We start from the raw sequence: 16,288 nt of genomic DNA on the forward strand, positions 1-16,288 counted from the left end.
TACGAAAGGATAATCGAAAAGGTTGCCTCCAAAAAATATTTTTTTTCGACTCAATTTCCAAGCAACCTTTTCGCTGACCTGATCGTAATATCAAGACATTATTTTAAAACATACCATTATGAAATCAAACCAAAAACAAGTCAAATTAACTTTTATAGGTGGTCTATTGACCTTAACATTGTTTTCTGCATGTTCAAAAAGCGATGGTGAACCTGGCAATGTCGAAAATAAAAACAAGGGCGTGCAAATGTCTGCCAATACCCAATTTGGTAATATTCTGATCGATGCCGACGGTAAAACACTCTATTTCTTTTCGAATGATACAAAAGGAGCTTCGACCTGCAGCGGTAATTGTTTGGCCACTTGGCCGGTTTATTACAGCAGTGAAACAAGCACAGACCTAAAAATTGACAAAAGCCTGATCGGTGAAATAACACGTGAAGATGGCTCGAAACAAAACACATTTAAGGGCTGGCCGCTTTACTATTATGCAGGCGATAGTCAATCCGGTCAGGTGAAAGGAGATGCTGTCAATAAAATATGGTACGTGGCCAAACCTGATTATTTACTCATGGTTGCGAATGCGCAACTTATCGGACACGATACTAAAAACTATTTAGGCGACTATACCGAAGGAACCGGAAAAACAATTTACCTGACCGATGATAAGGGCAGAACGTTGTATGCCTTTAAACCCGACAAATTCAACAAAAACAATTATACTGCTGCAGATTTCAGTAATGATGCGATCTGGCCTATCTTTCAAAAAGAGACTGGAGCTCTGCCTTCGCTTGTTCGTACGGCTGACATCGCTGTCATTACCGTCTATGGAAAGAAACAATTAACGTTCAAAGGATGGCCCTTATATTACTTCGGCCAGGATACACAGCGTGGAGATAATAAAGGGATAAGTTTCCCACGCGTTGGCGTTTGGCCAATCGTAAACGACAACTCTGCCGTTGCCCCTGCTAACTAAGCCAAAAATAACTATTCAAACTTATGGCACAAAATCTAAAAACCGTAAATCCTTGCCTCAGAGCACATCATTACCTAGTCATTTTTTTCTTTACCTTAACAGTTCTCTCCTTCTCCGCCTGTACCAAAAAGCAGGCGCAAGAACTTACGAACAATCCGGATAACGGCACTGAAACTGTGACGGTACTAAATGTGTCTTACACGAATTTTTCTAAAGCACTCTTTGAAACGAAATGTAGTTCGTGCCACGCGACAGGACGTTCGGCAAGTGGACGATGGACGTTCAGTGGTTATATCTCCGTCAAAGACAATATTGCAAAGATTAATAATGCGGTACTGGTGACCAAATCCATGCCACTAGGCAGCTCACTCTCCGCAAAAGAAATAGAACTGCTGGATGCATGGATCAAAAGGAATTCACCTGAAAACTAATGTTAGGCATATGAAAAAAATCAACATGTACATAGCGGTCTTCATGATGCTCATCGCTATGACGACCTTTGCGCAGCAAAAGGCTTCTTTTGTTTCAAAAGAGACCAGCATCACCTTTTTTAGTAATGCGCCATTGGAAGACATCGAAGCCAAAAGTACCTTAGGCGCTTCGGCGATGAACCTTCAAACCGGAGATATCATCTTTCGGGTAAAAAATACATCTTTTCAATTTGACAAAAAGCTCATGCAGGAGCATTTCAATGAAAATTACATGGAAAGTGATCAATACCCCCTATCAGAATTTAAAGGCAAAGTCGACAACGCGGACAAATTAACAAAGGATGGCAGCTATACGCTGAACGTAAGAGGTACACTTCTAATCCATGGGGTTACTAAACCTTACAGTACAAAGGCAACATTTACTGTTACAGATGGCACGATAAAGGCGGTAGCAAATTTTCAGGTCAAACTTGCAGATCATAAAATTTCTATTCCTTCCATCGTTGGAAAAAAAATTGCTGAAGTAGTCAAAATCACCGTTGATGCGACCTACAAACCATAATACGAATTCATTACAAATGAGAAAAATACTACTTATACTCCTTTGCTTTCCTTTCGCAAAGTCATTTGCGCAGGAAGATCTCGATAAATTAATCCATATCGATGCACCCAAAAATGAAAAAGTCACGGCGACCTTTAAATCCGGCAATTTGATCAATCTCAAGACCACAGAAACAATTCATCGTAATGAAATGGACTTTAGAGTAGATCACCGCTTTGGCGATATCGCGGGCAGCGCGGGTGGAGGTAAAAATTTCTTTGGCCTCGATAATTCGACCGACATCCGAATAGGTTTTGATTATGGTTTATTCGATAACCTGAACATTGGAATCGCCCGCGCGAAGGGCGCAACGGCTGCTCGGCAGCTATTTGAGGGTAATGTGAAATACCGATTTATCGAACAAACGGTCGACAATAGCATACCTGTTTCCGTAGCTTTTTTTGGAAGCACTACCCTATCCGCGATGGAAGCTAGTACGGATAAGTCTTCAGCAGCAAGCTTTGAGAACTTCAATGACCGATTGAGTTATGTAACGCAGCTCATCATCGCCCGAAAATTCAGCTCAAATCTTTCGCTCGTTGTAGTTCCTTCTTATCTTCACCGAAATTATACGGCTTTTAATGATCAAAATGATGTATTCGCTATCGGTATCGGTGGGCGGGCTAAGGTTAGTAATCGAATTGCGCTAGTCGCAGACTATACATTGCCTTTCCGAAAAGCATCGAACAAGAAGTACCGTGAAGAAGTGGGTGGTCAACGTTACTATAATGCTTTGGGTGTCGGTCTAGAAATGGATACCGGAGGCCATATCTTCCACCTCAATTTTACCAATGCGACCGCAATACAAGAATCTCAGTTTATCAGCGAAACAAATAGCTCATGGGGCAAAGGGCAATTTCGCTGGGGATTTAGTATTGCGCGACGATTCAATTTTAACAAAAAATAAAAGGTATTGCGCTGTTGATGATTTGTAACGAAAACAATCCGTACAAGGCAATAGGAATTCAACAAGCATAAAAGTTCATTGAGGAAATTGTTATCAAATTAAAAAAGCGGATAACAGCATTGTTATCCGCTTTTTATCACACAATACTAAACCTACAAATCGTTCAACCACTTATTTACCTCATCCTGTGTTTTACCGGTCTTCTTTTGAAGCTTACCTACCAATTCGTCTTCTTTGCCCTCAGCATACAATAGATCATCGTCGGTAAGGTCTGCATATTGTTGTTTTACCTTGCCTTTGATTTCGTTCCAACGGCCTTTCCATGTTAATTCGCTCATAATTACTTTCGTTTTATTGTTTGTTAATAGAACAGTATCGCTCCGCAAATCGTTTAGAAAATAATGTTATAAAATGTTAAACTCACAACATTCACCTGGCAAACAGGCGCTTTCTATTTTTCGCAAGACTATTTCCGATTACAATTGGCCGTCCATGCCTTGCCGTCTTTTGTATAACCAATTGTCAATTTACCGGCATCAATACGGATAAATCCCGTACCTGCTGAGCCGATATTAACTAAGACGTTATCCTTTTTTTCAAAATCTACTCCATTGAGATTAGGAATGCCATTTCCAAAAGCAAAATTATAGGTATCGCCAACTTTTGTTACAGTAACCGTTCCTTCTCCCGAGGCAACATCGTTATCATTGTTGTTCATGTCATCAAAGCCAATAGTGCCTTCATATTTTCCAACAAAAAGATCGTTATCAGCCGGATCATCATCTTTGCTACATGATGTAAAGCCTACTAATACTGTTAAAATAAGCATACCTAGTCCCAGTGTTTGAATTAATTTTTTCATACGTCGATGTGTTATTGTGAATAATTTATGTATTACAGCAGGGTAAAATTCAAACTTTGTGCCAGTCCAAATACAAGATTCGAAACATACGTATCAAAACGCCCAAGAAGAGGTATAAATACAGTCTAAGGGTATTAATACAATCCGACCAAGACGAAACGCCCAATTGAGAGTCTATAACCGTACATCGAAGATCATTCAGAAAACAAATCTCATCCACTAAGAAAAGAGGCAAAATATTTTTTAAAAAACTTGGAGCGAAAGCGCATTATCGCTAAATTCATTTATTCCAAGCCTACACTATGGAAATCAATTATGCGTCTATTGTCCGAAGATTTGAGGAATACTTTGACGTATGGAGTTCCAAAGTATACCAATATGCGCTCAACAAAACCAAATCTTCTTATCTAGCCGAAGAAACTGTGCAGCGTGTATTTATCAAACTCTGGAAAAATATGCGTGACAAAAATATTGATTCCAGCATAGAATCCCAGATATTCTGTATCACCCGAACAGTAGTGATTGATTTGGTCAAAGCAGAGTATAATCGAAAGAAACTTTTGGATCACGATCAGACAGTTGTCTTGCGGCATAGTCCTCATGATGATTTTTATGCCAAACAACTTTCATCCACACTCCATGAAATTGTCGATAAATTACCAAAGAAACGCAGCTGTCCTTTACCTGTTTCAATATATGCTTCTAAACTTTTCACAAATTGTCGCCATCCATCTGTACAAATATCATAGCATTCGATTTCAGGGGATAAGCCAATATGTTCAAGTTGCAACACAATCCCTTTTTCTTTTTCTGTGATGTCCCAAACGATCGTTGTGCCAATCCATTCTTTTTGATTATTCAATCCGGGAAGGGCTATCAATGAATCTTCGACATGCCAAACAACTTTTGCATTTTCACGTAAGTCTTCCACTTGCATTACTTTGTAAATAAGATCTCCAAAGCGAATTGTAAATCTATCGTCCTTCTTATTGGAAGAGCCCTCAAACATGATTGTCCACCAAAATGGTATTTCATCGGTTAGTGCTTTAAAGACCCGATCCTTTGTTACACCCAACTGGATAGTTTGACTATAATTTTCCATTGCCAATTTTTATTTTTTGAATATTAAATACGGCCTCGATTTTCCGTTATTATTAACGAATTTATAGATAGATTTTCCAATCGACCTTAGCATAAGACAAGTTTTTCTTTAGTTTTAGGGTAGTACATGACGCTTTCATAAAATTTATAGCGGATAATAGCTATATTACTTTTATACTCCAAACAACACGTTACTAATCAAATATAAAACCATCTATGAAGACTATGCTTCGAAAATTAGGAATATTAGGATTTCTGATCGTACTAAATCTCTCCACATAAAAGCCACGTCTCACGACGTGGCCTTAAACTAAACATATGAAACAATTGTATTTTCTGTATAGCGCTGATCATAGCGCAAAATATACTCTTTCGGTGTGCAGCCGATAATCTGTTTAAATACGCGGTTAAAATTTGTAATGCTATTGAAGCCGCAGTTGTAAGCAATAAATGAGATATTTTCCAAATGTAAATGATCTTTTCCCAATTGACTACAAACTTCATTAATTCGTATCCGGTTTAGATAACCAACTAAGGTGATTCCACAGTGTTTTTTGAAATAACGGCAGAATGCCTGTGGCGACAAATGTGCTCTTTCTGCTACATTTTCTAAAGTAAGCCCATGTTTAAAATGTGTATTGATATAATGACAAACCTTCTCTATGCGGTTATTTTTTCCAGTGGAACCGACTACAGTCTCCATCGGTTCGGGACAGAGCGCATCTGTTCTCTTTGAAATTTGGGCTAGTGTCCGGAGCAAATAGAAGAAATGCATCATTTTATCGATCTTTTCCGATTGTTTTAATAACAGCATACGCTTAGATACCATGTCGAAATCCACCTCCGGAATCTTAAATCCCCTGGAATCCTGACTTAAAAATTGCTCCAAGGATTCAAATTCACCCAACATAAAAAGTTGTTTCAACCTCCCTTCCGGATCAAAAAAGATCGAAATGGATCTAGCGGCATCACCAGCCTTATCCTCGGATACAGATTTAAATACATGTGCTTGGTGAGCAGCGATGAAAAATATATCGTTTTCCTTAAAGGGATGGAGGGTTTCATCCACAAGCAACACACCTTTTCCTTTCGTAATCCACATTAACTGGGCTTCTTGATGACGATGCAAATGTGGATAGAACGATTCCGAGATATCCTCCTGGACAGTGATGCTTTGTCCTTTAATTACAGGAATATTAAATTGTAACGTTTTCATAGCATGTTAGTATTAGGTTACTCAACATTGGTTTTACTAAATATAGACAACAAGCGTAACATATTGAGAAATGTCAATCGCACATCTAATAAAATGTCAAAATTTGCTCATAATTGGTTAATTTTCGCACTGTGGGCATCTAAGTTTAATATAGATCTGGGTTTAATAAAGTGTGGGGAACTTACTATGCTCCCCTAATCTTTATTGTGTAATACGCGTTACCGTTGGCAGTTTTACCTGAACCTCATAAGTACCTTCCATCAATAGCTGGAATCCAAAAACAGGGTTGACATTATTAGCACTTAAGCCGTCGATTTGGGCATACTTCATGGGGATGCGATAGTAATTGAGAAAACCCCAATCGGTTCCATCTTTTCCAATTAATTTAGCAAGCGGAAAAGGTGCAACCTCAAAATCACAGATCAACGAATTATCTGTCACTTGGACTGGATTAAACTTCACATGAGATTCAAACATCGGTCGATCCCCCCGTTTGATAACTTCTCCATTTTTAGGATTGAATGCATTTCCATTTTTATCGACGATCTTTAGGATAACACGGGCGCCATCGTTTGAAATTTTTGTACAAGTCACCTTTGGGGCTGTAATTCCGGTAAAAACTTCTGCAGCGCTCGATCCACTTGCCGCTTGATAGGTTACTTTAAACATATCATCAATCGTAGGTTCTACAATCTCGATAGTTGCCAATTTAGGGAATACACGCTCTCCTCTAGGGTTGGTCATTTTGACATCAAAATTAAAACGCCCTAAAGGTAGATTGGCAGAAGCTCGATTAAAAACCAGCTGTCCACTGACTGTATTAAATTCCATCGGGGCTTTCTTTACTGTTTCTCTCTTTTTATTGAGTAGTTCGACCGTGGTATCTGTCTCGGCATTGAACACTAAACCAGGCTTAAAGGTTAGAATGTCAAATTCTTTAAAAAAGACATCCGGTGCGGGCTGACCTGTTGCTTCATCGTTTAAGTTTAACAATTCGAATGTATAGGGGGGCGTAGAACCATCTGTATTAATACGGTCAGACATCGTTAGGGACATTCCACGTTTGCAAAAGATGGTATTATCTTTATATCGTATACCTTCGCTCAAAAAGCCGTTTTCAATTTTCTTGCAGCCAGAAGTCAGCGCAAAAGCAAATAGCAAGCTATATAAAATTTTTAAATTCGTTTTCATATCAGTTTCTAATCAGCCATTTTTCCGGCGTTAAAAAATAAACGATGTGTGTTTTGCAATACATGCAATACACCTGTCGTCGTCCTAATTCCCGAGGTTTGACAATCATAGGATTTATCAAGTTGATCTTTTGGAATCGCATTATAATCGGGTTCCTCAGCATCAAGAGTACCGATCACCTTTGTGAAATTGAGATAATCTACATAATCCAGATAATCGCTGTAGTCACGTGTTCTGCGCAATTTGATATTGAACCTGACATTGGGAATTGCACCAAGCTTGCTTACAAAATATTTGTTGTCAGGGCTGAGATTTACTCGTGTGATCTTTCCATCGAATAGGTAGATCATCATCGAATCACGTAATTCTTTGACTGGGATGTTATTGATCCCGAACTGAATATTTTCGTTTCCCACCTCAATGATCCTTTGTTGTTTTTTGGCGGCTACATAATCCCGTACGCCATAATCGCTCGTTGCAAAGAACGTGACATCTGAATTCACAATATCTTTAATACCGGCACGGTCTATAATCTTAACCAACGAATCAAAGCTACCATGCTGCTTCAAAAAATCATAAGTTGTCTGGTTCACGTTGGCATCGCTCTTTCCACCATCGACTTTATAATTATCCTTCTTACATGCGAAAAGAAAAATTAATATTGACGCAAACAATCCTGTTATCTTTTTCATAATTCTTTTTTTAGTGCTTAAACCTTTCCTCTCCAGTATGAGGTCTGTGTCAACTTGTTATTATTTTTGAATAGGGCTGGATTAATTGGCCAATAGAATCCTTCCTGACGGAAGCGGGACTCCGAGAGCCATGGAACAAAATTGCTGTATTGCCTTGTTCGCAATAGATCATAAAAAATATGCCCTTCGAGATAAAGTTCTTTTCCTCTTTCAATAATATATTCGTACATGACATCGTCTTTACTCAATGTATTATCCACGAATGAAGATTCATCGGCGCCATTCCTTTTTCTAAATTCATTGATGATGTCTATTGCTTTGGAAACTTGATTTCTATAAAGTGCAATTTCGGCTTTCAACAAGCGCATATCCGCTAACCTAAAGACAATCAGATTATTGCTAACATAAGCATCTTGCTTTTGTGAGGGATTACGGTAGACAACACTTTGATATTTTACGCAAGTAGGTTTATCACTGTTTAGATCGGTAAAATTACGTCTACAACGAATATCACTATCGTCGAAGACCTGTGAAGGCATCGCCTTCCACTCCCACTGCTGCAAACTTGTATTCCAATACCAGTCCCAAACCTGGTCTATTTTATAAAAATGATTTGTCAGATAATCTGCATTGACATAACACCTTGAATTTGTTCCAGAAGTTGCCAGCTGCGCAGTTCTCAAAAACATATTGGCAATATGTTGATTGGTTCCTTCGCGTGTATTTTCACTCATTGCAATTTCAAAAATACCTTCACTCGAAAGTCCTTCGAAAGTCTTATAATAATTAGATGTGTCGGTCAATGAATACATACCATTATTTAAGATTTCATCGATGGCTTTATCTGCTTTGTCTACCGTCTCGAGATCAGGCTGGTTTGAATTGACATCACTCATTGTTGCCTTCCAAAGGTAGAAATGAGCTAACAATGCATTCACCGCGCCTTTATTGGCTGTGACTTTGGCGTTCCCAACAAGTGAATATTGCCAAGGCAACAATTCATGTGCCTGCAGTGCATCCTTCTCGATCTGCGCCATAACCTCTTTTTTGGTACTTCGTGCTAATTCTGGAGCAGAAATAGGGTCGTCGTATTCTTCCGTTACCACGGGCACGTCTCCCCACACGCGTAGCATCATAAAATAAGTGAACGCCCGTAAAAAATAAGCCTCTCCAAGCATCTCATTTTTGAATTTCGTTGGATTGGTCACATCGGTCAGTAAATCGTCCGCCACCTTGGGAACTCGATTAATAATGATATTGCTCATCGTAATCGCTTTATAGTACTTGGTCCAATCTCCAAAATTCTCTACATTGTATTGAAATGTAAAATCTCCATTTTGGATCCCTTCGAGTCCATCACCATTATATTGGATTGTAAAATAATTCTTGGCAATTGCATCGCCATACATAAAGTATCGTGGACTCGGATTCCAGTTACCCGAATTCATCACATCCCGTACCAAAGCATAGTTACCTGCCATAGCACTCCGTAAATCCCCTGAGCTTTTCCAATATGCGCCCGCGAAAGTCGAATTGACGGGTTCTTCCACCAAAAACTTTTTACATGACCCTAGCAAGAAAACCAGCATCAATAGCACCGCTAGTCTATAGTTTAAAAAAAATCTTTTCATCGTCTTAAAAAGTTAGTTCAAATCCTAATGTATATTTTCTTGGAATCGGATAACCACCACCGTTATACTCTCCATATGGGTTTACAGCCTCGGCATCAGGTAATTTTTTTGATTTTTGCCAACGGGCTACATTGTCAACTATACCAAAGAATCTCACTTTGGAAATACTCCATTTCTTGCTGATCCGTTCAGGGAGGTTGTAAGAAAAAATCAGGTTCTTAAATCGCATATAGGAACCATTTTCTAAAAAGAAAGTCTGCGCAGAGGTGTAATAGTAACGATAGGTGCCAATATCATATTTTGCGTATTCGGCCTTGTCGCCGGGCTGTTTCCAGATATTGAGTTTGTCCAGATCCCGTATCGAATAGTAAGCAAAATTTGAAGTCGCATCGCCCGAAGTGGAGTTACTGAATTGATCTGATTCAAAAAGATTCAGTACATCCCTTCCAAAACCGTAGGTAAAAAACAAGGTAAGCGAAAAGTCTTTATAACTAAGGACGTTATTCCAGCCTCCAGTCCACTTAAAATTAGGATCTCCAATCGCCCTTTTATCTGGATTAATACCACTATTAAATACGTCTACAAAATAATCGCCATCTATATCTTCAAAATAAAAATCTCCGGGATTGAATGTCCCATTGGAATTTCGATAGCGTTCGCCTGTATATGGATTGACCGGAATATCGTCCAGGGTCGAGAAAACCCCCAGAGTTTTATAGAGATAAAATGCATTGATCGGGCTGCCCACCGAGAGGATATGAGATTTATCAAATCGATCGCCATCCATGACCATATCGCGGCCGCCATTTGGCAGATTCATGATCCGATTCTTGACATAGGAAATATTTAAATTGGACCGCCAGCTCAATGTGGAGCTACGTGGGAACACATCAGCAGACAATTGAATATCGACACCTGAATTGCGGATTCCTACCGAATTTGTTTTGGCGTAATCGTATCCGGACGTGACGGGAAGCATGACGTCAAATAGCCCATCATAGTTTTCCTTATTAAATACATCTACCATAGCTGTAAAACGTCCCTTGTACAATTCCATATCGACACCTAAATTCCATTGCCTATTGCGCTCCCAGCTGAGATTTTTTTGGGCAACGCCATTATTAAAGTTTGGTGTAATAGCCACTTGGCCATTATAGGAAGTTGCTCCGGAATTACCCTGATACCCCCCATTATTGACATTATAGAGATTATACTGCAAATAGTTACTTTTAGGGAGAGATCCGGTCAATCCATAACTTCCTCTAATTTTAAGTAAGGTGAATATAGGATTGTTTTTCAGAAAATCTTCTTCAGTTAAAATCCAGCCGACAGATGCGGACGGAAAATATCCCCATTTGTTGTTTTCTCCAAATCGGGACGATCCATCCGCACGGACAGCCCCTGAAAACAGGTATTTACTATCAAAATCATAGGAAAAGCGACCGAGATAGGACAGCTGTGACCACTTTTGCAAATCGGAGTTGGCACCGATGTTATTTTGCAGAAATCCAGTAACCACTTGGATCTGATCCGATACCCCCTGACTACCCCATGCGGATACATTTTGCATTTTATTTTTTTCCGCTTCCTGGCCCAGTAGTACATTTAAAGAGTGTTTTCCAAACTGTTTGATATAAGTTAAAAAGTTCGATATCCTGACTTGGCTATTCTCATAAGAATAAGCTGACGAATAATTACCGGCACCGCTCATCAAAGCTGATGGCCTATTATAAGCCCTATTGGCCATATCTTTGATATAGGCGGATTGGGAAGTAAAAGTTAATCCTGGTGCAATATTGAAAATCAGATTTAGATTGGTATTCAGATTAGAAGATTCATTGTTATCAAGACTACTATTATAGGTACCCAAAAGGTAAGTTTTTTTTGCATCTGAAAGATTAAAAAGTGATGATGGCATACTACCGGCACTCAAGGCAATTGGGCTCACGTCACTCCCGCTTCCTCGCGCTCGCTTATTATACGAATAGGCCACAATGGGATTGATCGTTAAACGTTCATTGATTGCCTTACTGGACAAATTGAGCCTTCCAGTATAGCGTTTAAATCCGGTTGCTTTAATGATTCCCGCCTCATCGTAATAGTTCCCACTAAAACGATATGAACTAATCGCTGACCCGCCGCTAACAGAAAGATCTGCACTCTTAATCTTTCCTTTTTGGTAGAATAGATCCTGCCAATCTGTATTCCCATTGAATGCAGGGTTCAACGAATCGGTAAGCATAAAGGGCAGATTTCTGAAATCGTTGGAAGAAAGCTGATTCTTTAGTATCCTCATCTTCTGCTCACGCTCGGTTCTTCCGAGTGTCACTTCACGGAGTTCGGGCCGTTGCGTTAGACCACCATATCCGGTTAACATAAAACGCGGATCTCCGTTACGCCCTTTTTTCGTCGTGATCATGATCACCCCATTTGCTGCCCTAGAACCATAAATTGCGGCGGCAGAAGCATCTCGGAGCACATCCACAGATTCGATATCATTCGGATTCAGACCTGCTAGATAATTTGTTCCTGTTCCTGTATTCGGGCCTACAAATTGTTCCGTTGGCTGCGGAACTCCGTCAATAACATAGAGTGGATTACTAATGACATTGTAATAATCGTCATTGGAGTAATTCAGGCTAACGGCCGATGTACCACGAACAGCCAATGTCGGCGAAGCACCTGGAGCGCCAGAAAAATTCTGAACGTTGACGCCGGCCAATCTTCCCTGAAGCAACATATCAAAACTGGCTGCCGGAAGATTTTCCAGATCTTTACCCGAAATACTTGAAATCGCAGCGGTCGCTTTTTTGCGGGAGGTACTCTGGTAACCGATCACTACGGCTTCATCTAGAATACTCAATGTTTCGACCAGGGTAAAGGTCATTTTGCCTGCCTCGGGAATGGGTTGACGAGCCCGCTCGTATCCGATAAAACTTGTCTCTAAGATATCTCCGGATTTACCTGAAATCTTAAAATTCCCCTGATCATCGGTCTGTGTACTGTTGGAAGTACTCGTGTTTCTCAAAGTTACTCCGGCCAATTGTTTACCATTTTTATCACGTACGGTTCCCGTGATCTGCTGGCCCAGTGCAATTAGTGAAGTTAGAAACACAGATAAAAATAAAACTATCTTTTTCATTTGTGTTTGATTAGGTGCTCTTACTTAGGTTATTCCAAATATAAGTGCCAAACACAGGTCACATTTTCTTAATTATTACCTGTTTACAGCACTTTTTTAGCAAAAAACAAAACGAGACATCTTTTAGTCTAGCAAGACTTTTACATTTCAATCCATAGCTTGTTCACACAATTTTATATCTTTAGCGCAAGAAAAAACCGATTTAGGTTCCAAAATCAATTATAGACCCAGGTAATACAATGACTAAACTAAAATGCATCATCCTATTGTTGTTCTTCAATTGTTTTATGGCAGTTGGTCAGGATGCGATCAGAATAAATCACTTACCTTTCATTCAAGGATTAACAGAGCAATCTGTTTCCATTATTTGGACGACAGACAAGCCTGCTACTGGCTGGGTTGAGCTGGCCCCAGATGACTCCAGTCACTTTTACTTTAAGGAAAGACCAAAATATTATGCGGCTGCCTATGGCTTCAAAAAAGTAGGTACGTTGCATAAAGTTACATTGAACAACCTAAAACCTGGAACACGCTATAGATATCGTGTGTATAGTCAAGAAGTCCTCAAACATGTTGGCGTCAATGTACAATATGGAAAAGTAGTAGCCAGTGATGTTTATCAAAAGGCTCCCTTATTTTTCCAAACCTTTGGCCATGCCAGCTCCACCCATTTTACAGTTGTCAATGATATTCATGAGCGCAATGAGGTACTCGATAAGCTACTGGATATCGGCAATCTAAAGACAAGTGACTTTGTGGTATTCAACGGTGATATGGTTAGTAATCTACTCAGTGAAACACAACTGTATGAGGGGTTCATGGATACCGCCATTAAAAAGTTCGCCAGTGAAAAACCAATGTTTTATGCAAGAGGCAATCATGAAACACGTGGACCTTTTGCCATTGAATATCCCAAATATTTCCCAACACCAACAGGTAAACTATATTACCAATTTAAGCATGGGAATACCGGTTTTATCGTCTTAGATTGCGGTGAAGACAAGCCCGATACCGACATTGAATATAGCGGTATTGTAGACATGGATAACTATAGAAGCGAACAAGCGGCCTGGTTAGCTCAAGCAGTTGAGAACCCGTCATTTAAAGATGCTAAATATAAGATCGTAATCTGCCATATGCCCCCTTTTGGTGGCTGGCACGGGGAACAGGAGATTTTGGAGAAATTTGTTCCTATCCTCAACAAAGCAGGAACACAGATCATGTTATCAGGACATTTACATAGACACATTATCAAAAATGCGACAAATACAGTACAATTTCCGATCATTGTAAATTCCAACAACAATGTGCTCCGCGTAGATTTAGACGACGAAAAAGGAATCTTCAAAATTCTCGATCAGCAGGGGAAAATGGTCGATCAAGTAATCATTAAGCCGTTAAAATAAAGCGGTAAATTCGCGTATGAAATAACGAACACCATTTTTATGAAACGATGATCGATTTAAAGCCGCTCTCACTCGAAGATGTCTCTCCATTTTATGAATGGATCAATGATGAGATGTCTATAAAGTACTCCCTTTCTCTTTTTCAGTCGCTAAACACAAGGGATCAAATCGACAATTGGTTTCTCTCCGTTGTCAACGATTCTAAAAATTTTAATCGTGGAATTTTCCTAAACGACTCTAATAAACTGATTGGTTATACAGGCATTTGTAATATTTCCAAAGCAAACAGATCCGGAGAGTATTTTATTTTTATAGGTGATCGCGAAGAATGGGGGAAGGGAATAGGCACTCAAGTTACCAAATTAATCTTAGCTATCGGATTTGGAAAACTAGAGCTCAACAGAATTATGCTGACGGTATCTGAGCCAAACTATACAGCCATAAAAGCATATGAAAACGCCGGTTTTAAATTGGAGGGAAGAATGCGTGAAGCCTGTTTTAGAGACAATCAATTTCACGATAAACTATTCATGTCAGTTTTGGAAGAAGAGTGGAACAACGAAGTACAGCTAAGTGTAAAATGAAATTAAACACCGTATAGCCAGACTACTCCTTTGAATAGACAGTTTTTGGATACAGTTTCTTAAAAGCATTGTAGACAGCTTGATGTATTACTGTTGAATGCAATTCATCAGGTATGTAATCAAATACAAAATGAGTCTTATTATTTCGTTTAAGAATCTCAGATAACGCTATAGCCTCATCATACATTCTTATGTCTTCTTCCTTGTTGGGGATACCGAGGTAAACCTTTATATTTTTTTTCAAATTAGTTTGCAGAAACTTCTCCGCATTCTTCGATAAAGACACTTCTCCCCACCACAAACTTGGACTGATAATAATATAATCATCAAATAGTTCAGGTTGTTTCAGTAATATTTCTACGGAAAAAAGTCCAGCTAGTGATTCTCCGATTAACGTCTGTTTTCCGTTCGATTTATAATTGCCACTTAGGTAAGGAATCAATTCATTTTTTAAGAATGCCCTATATTTTTCAGAACCGCCATAAGAAGGAAAACTAGCTTTTTGAAAGCCTTCCTTTTCTATAAAATCTGTATTTTCAACAGGAAAGGTAAAATCTCTTCTTCGTGTGTTTCCTCCTATTCCAACAACAATGCTTTGAGGAAATCTGTCGATCCAGGGTTGTGTACTAAAACGTACAATACCTGCAATATGGAAGAAATCTTCATCCATACTACCATCAAGAACATATACCACTGGATAGCGAACAGAATCATTGGGGTTATAATTGTCGGGAAGATGAATGTTGATCATTCTGTCTTCAGCCAAAACTTTTGAATGCAATATCTCTGATGTGCCTATCGTTAACGGTGTTCCATTTTGTGCAAAACAGTCTGTATTAAGAATAAAGAGCATTAAAAAAATGAGCATGCTATTGCCTATCATATCCGATATATTACGCTTACCAACAATGTTTTTTTGAGTAATCTTATATTGAAATACTTGACTATTAGACATAACATCCTTAGGGACTGCCAACAGTTTTGTTCAACAAATTACCAGCGCAATTTACAACGAAAATTAATATAATAGTTAGCTTTTTATTTTTCATGAATGATTAAATGATTCTTTCGCAACGATAACCCCACTCAAACATCTTTCTAACAATGCTGTTGGTCTCAATTTCCAATTGCGAAGATTCAATTCTTAGAATACGTTCTTCATCTTCAAGATCGAAGTTAATTTTATAAGATGAAAACAGGCTGACAAGAGTTGCAACAATTTGCTGTGCATCTTTCATTCGATAAACATTGGTTTTAAATATTTCGACTCGTTTCATTAGATCTGATTAAGTTCCATTCAAGAAATACGGTATTAGTCCTATTCCGTTTACTCATTCTAAACTACAATACGGGGCGTGCAACAGCTACAAAATTTAGATAAAGACAGTAAAAAAATCGGTAAATATGGGAAATTAAACGGTGAACATCGAGTTGCTATTTAATAACTGAATTGTAACCGTTCATAAATCCCTGAATAAGTTCTGGTAGATTCAATAATAGAAATACGCAAATGACAATAGCAATAATGGCATAAAAAAAACACGACGA

The 16,288-nt window shown here is 38.9% G+C and carries 17 protein-coding genes and 1 pseudogene; 7 read left to right on the forward strand and 11 right to left on the reverse strand.

Annotated elements, in window-relative coordinates; translation table 11 throughout:
- The first annotated feature begins 118 nt into the window (after positions 1 to 118).
- From B3E92_RS21975 to B3E92_RS21990, 4 genes are all read left to right on the forward strand, one after another.
- Positions 119 to 976 (forward strand): hypothetical protein, encoded by an 858-nt coding sequence (locus B3E92_RS21975; RefSeq protein WP_286898371.1) that lies wholly within the window; start codon positions 119 to 121, stop codon positions 974 to 976.
- Positions 977 to 1,152: 176 nt separating this feature from the next.
- Positions 1,153 to 1,407 carry a c-type cytochrome gene (locus B3E92_RS21980; protein WP_286775420.1) on the forward strand — a complete coding sequence of 85 codons (255 nt, stop codon included), beginning with the start codon at positions 1,153 to 1,155 and terminating at the stop codon, positions 1,405 to 1,407.
- Between the two features lie 10 nt (positions 1,408 to 1,417).
- Complete coding sequence (locus B3E92_RS21985) at positions 1,418 to 1,969, forward strand: YceI family protein (protein WP_286898374.1); 552 nt, start codon at positions 1,418 to 1,420, stop codon at positions 1,967 to 1,969.
- Positions 1,970 to 1,985: 16 nt separating this feature from the next.
- Positions 1,986 to 2,915, forward strand: a complete 930-nt coding sequence (locus B3E92_RS21990) for a DUF5777 family beta-barrel protein (protein WP_286898375.1) — start codon at positions 1,986 to 1,988, stop codon at positions 2,913 to 2,915.
- Between the two features lie 152 nt (positions 2,916 to 3,067).
- On the opposite strand, the gene B3E92_RS21995 is transcribed toward B3E92_RS21990, so the two are convergent.
- On the reverse strand, positions 3,068 to 3,253 hold the full coding sequence (locus tag B3E92_RS21995) for a CsbD family protein (RefSeq protein ID WP_046672091.1): 186 nt from the start codon (positions 3,251 to 3,253) through the stop codon (positions 3,068 to 3,070).
- 128 nt (positions 3,254 to 3,381) lie between these two features.
- Positions 3,382 to 3,777 (reverse strand): hypothetical protein, encoded by a 396-nt coding sequence (locus tag B3E92_RS22000; protein ID WP_070565238.1) that lies wholly within the window; start codon positions 3,775 to 3,777, stop codon positions 3,382 to 3,384.
- A 302-nt stretch (positions 3,778 to 4,079) separates the two neighbouring features.
- Between B3E92_RS22000 and B3E92_RS24420 the strand changes: the two are divergent.
- A pseudogene (locus B3E92_RS24420) lies at positions 4,080 to 4,256 on the forward strand (RNA polymerase sigma factor); the annotation flags it as partial.
- Here B3E92_RS24420 and B3E92_RS22005 read toward each other — a convergent pair.
- From B3E92_RS22005 to B3E92_RS22035, 7 genes are all read right to left on the reverse strand, one after another.
- Entirely contained in the window at positions 4,185 to 4,370 is a 186-nt protein-coding gene (locus tag B3E92_RS22005) for a hypothetical protein (RefSeq protein ID WP_070565235.1), read from the reverse strand. The pseudogene B3E92_RS24420 and the gene B3E92_RS22005 sit on opposite strands and share 72 nt — an antisense overlap.
- A gap of 17 nt (positions 4,371 to 4,387) precedes the next feature.
- Positions 4,388 to 4,879 (reverse strand): SRPBCC family protein, encoded by a 492-nt coding sequence (locus B3E92_RS22010; protein WP_286898377.1) that lies wholly within the window; start codon positions 4,877 to 4,879, stop codon positions 4,388 to 4,390.
- A gap of 309 nt (positions 4,880 to 5,188) precedes the next feature.
- Positions 5,189 to 6,094, reverse strand: a complete 906-nt coding sequence (locus B3E92_RS22015; protein WP_286898378.1) for an AraC family transcriptional regulator — start codon at positions 6,092 to 6,094, stop codon at positions 5,189 to 5,191.
- A gap of 201 nt (positions 6,095 to 6,295) precedes the next feature.
- Complete coding sequence (locus B3E92_RS22020) at positions 6,296 to 7,285, reverse strand: DUF5007 domain-containing protein (protein ID WP_070565228.1); 990 nt, start codon at positions 7,283 to 7,285, stop codon at positions 6,296 to 6,298.
- A gap of 8 nt (positions 7,286 to 7,293) precedes the next feature.
- A complete protein-coding gene (locus B3E92_RS22025; RefSeq protein WP_286898381.1) occupies positions 7,294 to 7,977 on the reverse strand; it encodes a hypothetical protein in 684 nt (227 codons plus the stop codon).
- A gap of 17 nt (positions 7,978 to 7,994) precedes the next feature.
- Entirely contained in the window at positions 7,995 to 9,608 is a 1,614-nt protein-coding gene (locus tag B3E92_RS22030; RefSeq protein WP_286898383.1) for a RagB/SusD family nutrient uptake outer membrane protein, read from the reverse strand.
- 4 nt (positions 9,609 to 9,612) lie between these two features.
- Entirely contained in the window at positions 9,613 to 12,750 is a 3,138-nt protein-coding gene (locus B3E92_RS22035) for a SusC/RagA family TonB-linked outer membrane protein (protein WP_286898385.1), read from the reverse strand.
- A gap of 239 nt (positions 12,751 to 12,989) precedes the next feature.
- Here B3E92_RS22035 and B3E92_RS22040 point away from each other — a divergent pair, with 239 nt between their 5' ends.
- Positions 12,990 to 14,156 (forward strand): FN3 domain-containing metallophosphoesterase family protein, encoded by a 1,167-nt coding sequence (locus tag B3E92_RS22040; protein WP_286898386.1) that lies wholly within the window; start codon positions 12,990 to 12,992, stop codon positions 14,154 to 14,156.
- Positions 14,157 to 14,203: 47 nt separating this feature from the next.
- Positions 14,204 to 14,740 (forward strand): GNAT family N-acetyltransferase, encoded by a 537-nt coding sequence (locus B3E92_RS22045; RefSeq protein ID WP_286898387.1) that lies wholly within the window; start codon positions 14,204 to 14,206, stop codon positions 14,738 to 14,740.
- A gap of 22 nt (positions 14,741 to 14,762) precedes the next feature.
- On the opposite strand, the gene B3E92_RS22050 is transcribed toward B3E92_RS22045, so the two are convergent.
- Both B3E92_RS22050 and B3E92_RS22055 read right to left on the reverse strand, forming a co-directional pair.
- Positions 14,763 to 15,623: an alpha/beta hydrolase gene (locus tag B3E92_RS22050; protein WP_286898388.1), complete on the reverse strand. Its 861-nt coding sequence runs from the start codon at positions 15,621 to 15,623 to the stop codon at positions 14,763 to 14,765.
- Positions 15,624 to 15,795: 172 nt separating this feature from the next.
- Entirely contained in the window at positions 15,796 to 16,017 is a 222-nt protein-coding gene (locus B3E92_RS22055; protein ID WP_070565219.1) for a methyltransferase type 11, read from the reverse strand.
- Positions 16,018 to 16,288 lie beyond the last annotated feature (271 nt).

The organism is Sphingobacterium sp. UBA6317, assembly GCF_002440385.1.
GTDB classification, from domain to species: Bacteria; Bacteroidota; Bacteroidia; order Sphingobacteriales; family Sphingobacteriaceae; genus Sphingobacterium; species Sphingobacterium multivorum.

What these genes read in the sequence shown, in the direction of transcription:
- B3E92_RS22010 (WP_286898377.1), bottom strand. Translation starts at nt 4,879, where the DNA reads ATGGAAAATTATAGTCAAACTATCCAGTTGGGTGTAACAAAGGATCGG.
- B3E92_RS22025 (WP_286898381.1), bottom strand. Translation starts at nt 7,977, where the DNA reads ATGAAAAAGATAACAGGATTGTTTGCGTCAATATTAATTTTTCTTTTC.
- B3E92_RS22030 (WP_286898383.1), bottom strand. Translation starts at nt 9,608, where the DNA reads ATGAAAAGATTTTTTTTAAACTATAGACTAGCGGTGCTATTGATGCTG.
- B3E92_RS21995 (WP_046672091.1), bottom strand. Translation starts at nt 3,253, where the DNA reads ATGAGCGAATTAACATGGAAAGGCCGTTGGAACGAAATCAAAGGCAAG.
- B3E92_RS21985 (WP_286898374.1), top strand. Translation starts at nt 1,418, where the DNA reads ATGAAAAAAATCAACATGTACATAGCGGTCTTCATGATGCTCATCGCT.
- B3E92_RS22040 (WP_286898386.1), top strand. Translation starts at nt 12,990, where the DNA reads ATGACTAAACTAAAATGCATCATCCTATTGTTGTTCTTCAATTGTTTT.
- B3E92_RS22020 (WP_070565228.1), bottom strand. Translation starts at nt 7,285, where the DNA reads ATGAAAACGAATTTAAAAATTTTATATAGCTTGCTATTTGCTTTTGCG.
- B3E92_RS22035 (WP_286898385.1), bottom strand. Translation starts at nt 12,750, where the DNA reads ATGAAAAAGATAGTTTTATTTTTATCTGTGTTTCTAACTTCACTAATT.
- B3E92_RS21975 (WP_286898371.1), top strand. Translation starts at nt 119, where the DNA reads ATGAAATCAAACCAAAAACAAGTCAAATTAACTTTTATAGGTGGTCTA.
- B3E92_RS22055 (WP_070565219.1), bottom strand. Translation starts at nt 16,017, where the DNA reads ATGAAACGAGTCGAAATATTTAAAACCAATGTTTATCGAATGAAAGAT.
- B3E92_RS21990 (WP_286898375.1), top strand. Translation starts at nt 1,986, where the DNA reads ATGAGAAAAATACTACTTATACTCCTTTGCTTTCCTTTCGCAAAGTCA.
- B3E92_RS22050 (WP_286898388.1), bottom strand. Translation starts at nt 15,623, where the DNA reads ATGATAGGCAATAGCATGCTCATTTTTTTAATGCTCTTTATTCTTAAT.
- B3E92_RS22015 (WP_286898378.1), bottom strand. Translation starts at nt 6,094, where the DNA reads ATGAAAACGTTACAATTTAATATTCCTGTAATTAAAGGACAAAGCATC.
- B3E92_RS22005 (WP_070565235.1), bottom strand. Translation starts at nt 4,370, where the DNA reads ATGCCGCAAGACAACTGTCTGATCGTGATCCAAAAGTTTCTTTCGATT.
- B3E92_RS22045 (WP_286898387.1), top strand. Translation starts at nt 14,204, where the DNA reads ATGATCGATTTAAAGCCGCTCTCACTCGAAGATGTCTCTCCATTTTAT.
- B3E92_RS22000 (WP_070565238.1), bottom strand. Translation starts at nt 3,777, where the DNA reads ATGAAAAAATTAATTCAAACACTGGGACTAGGTATGCTTATTTTAACA.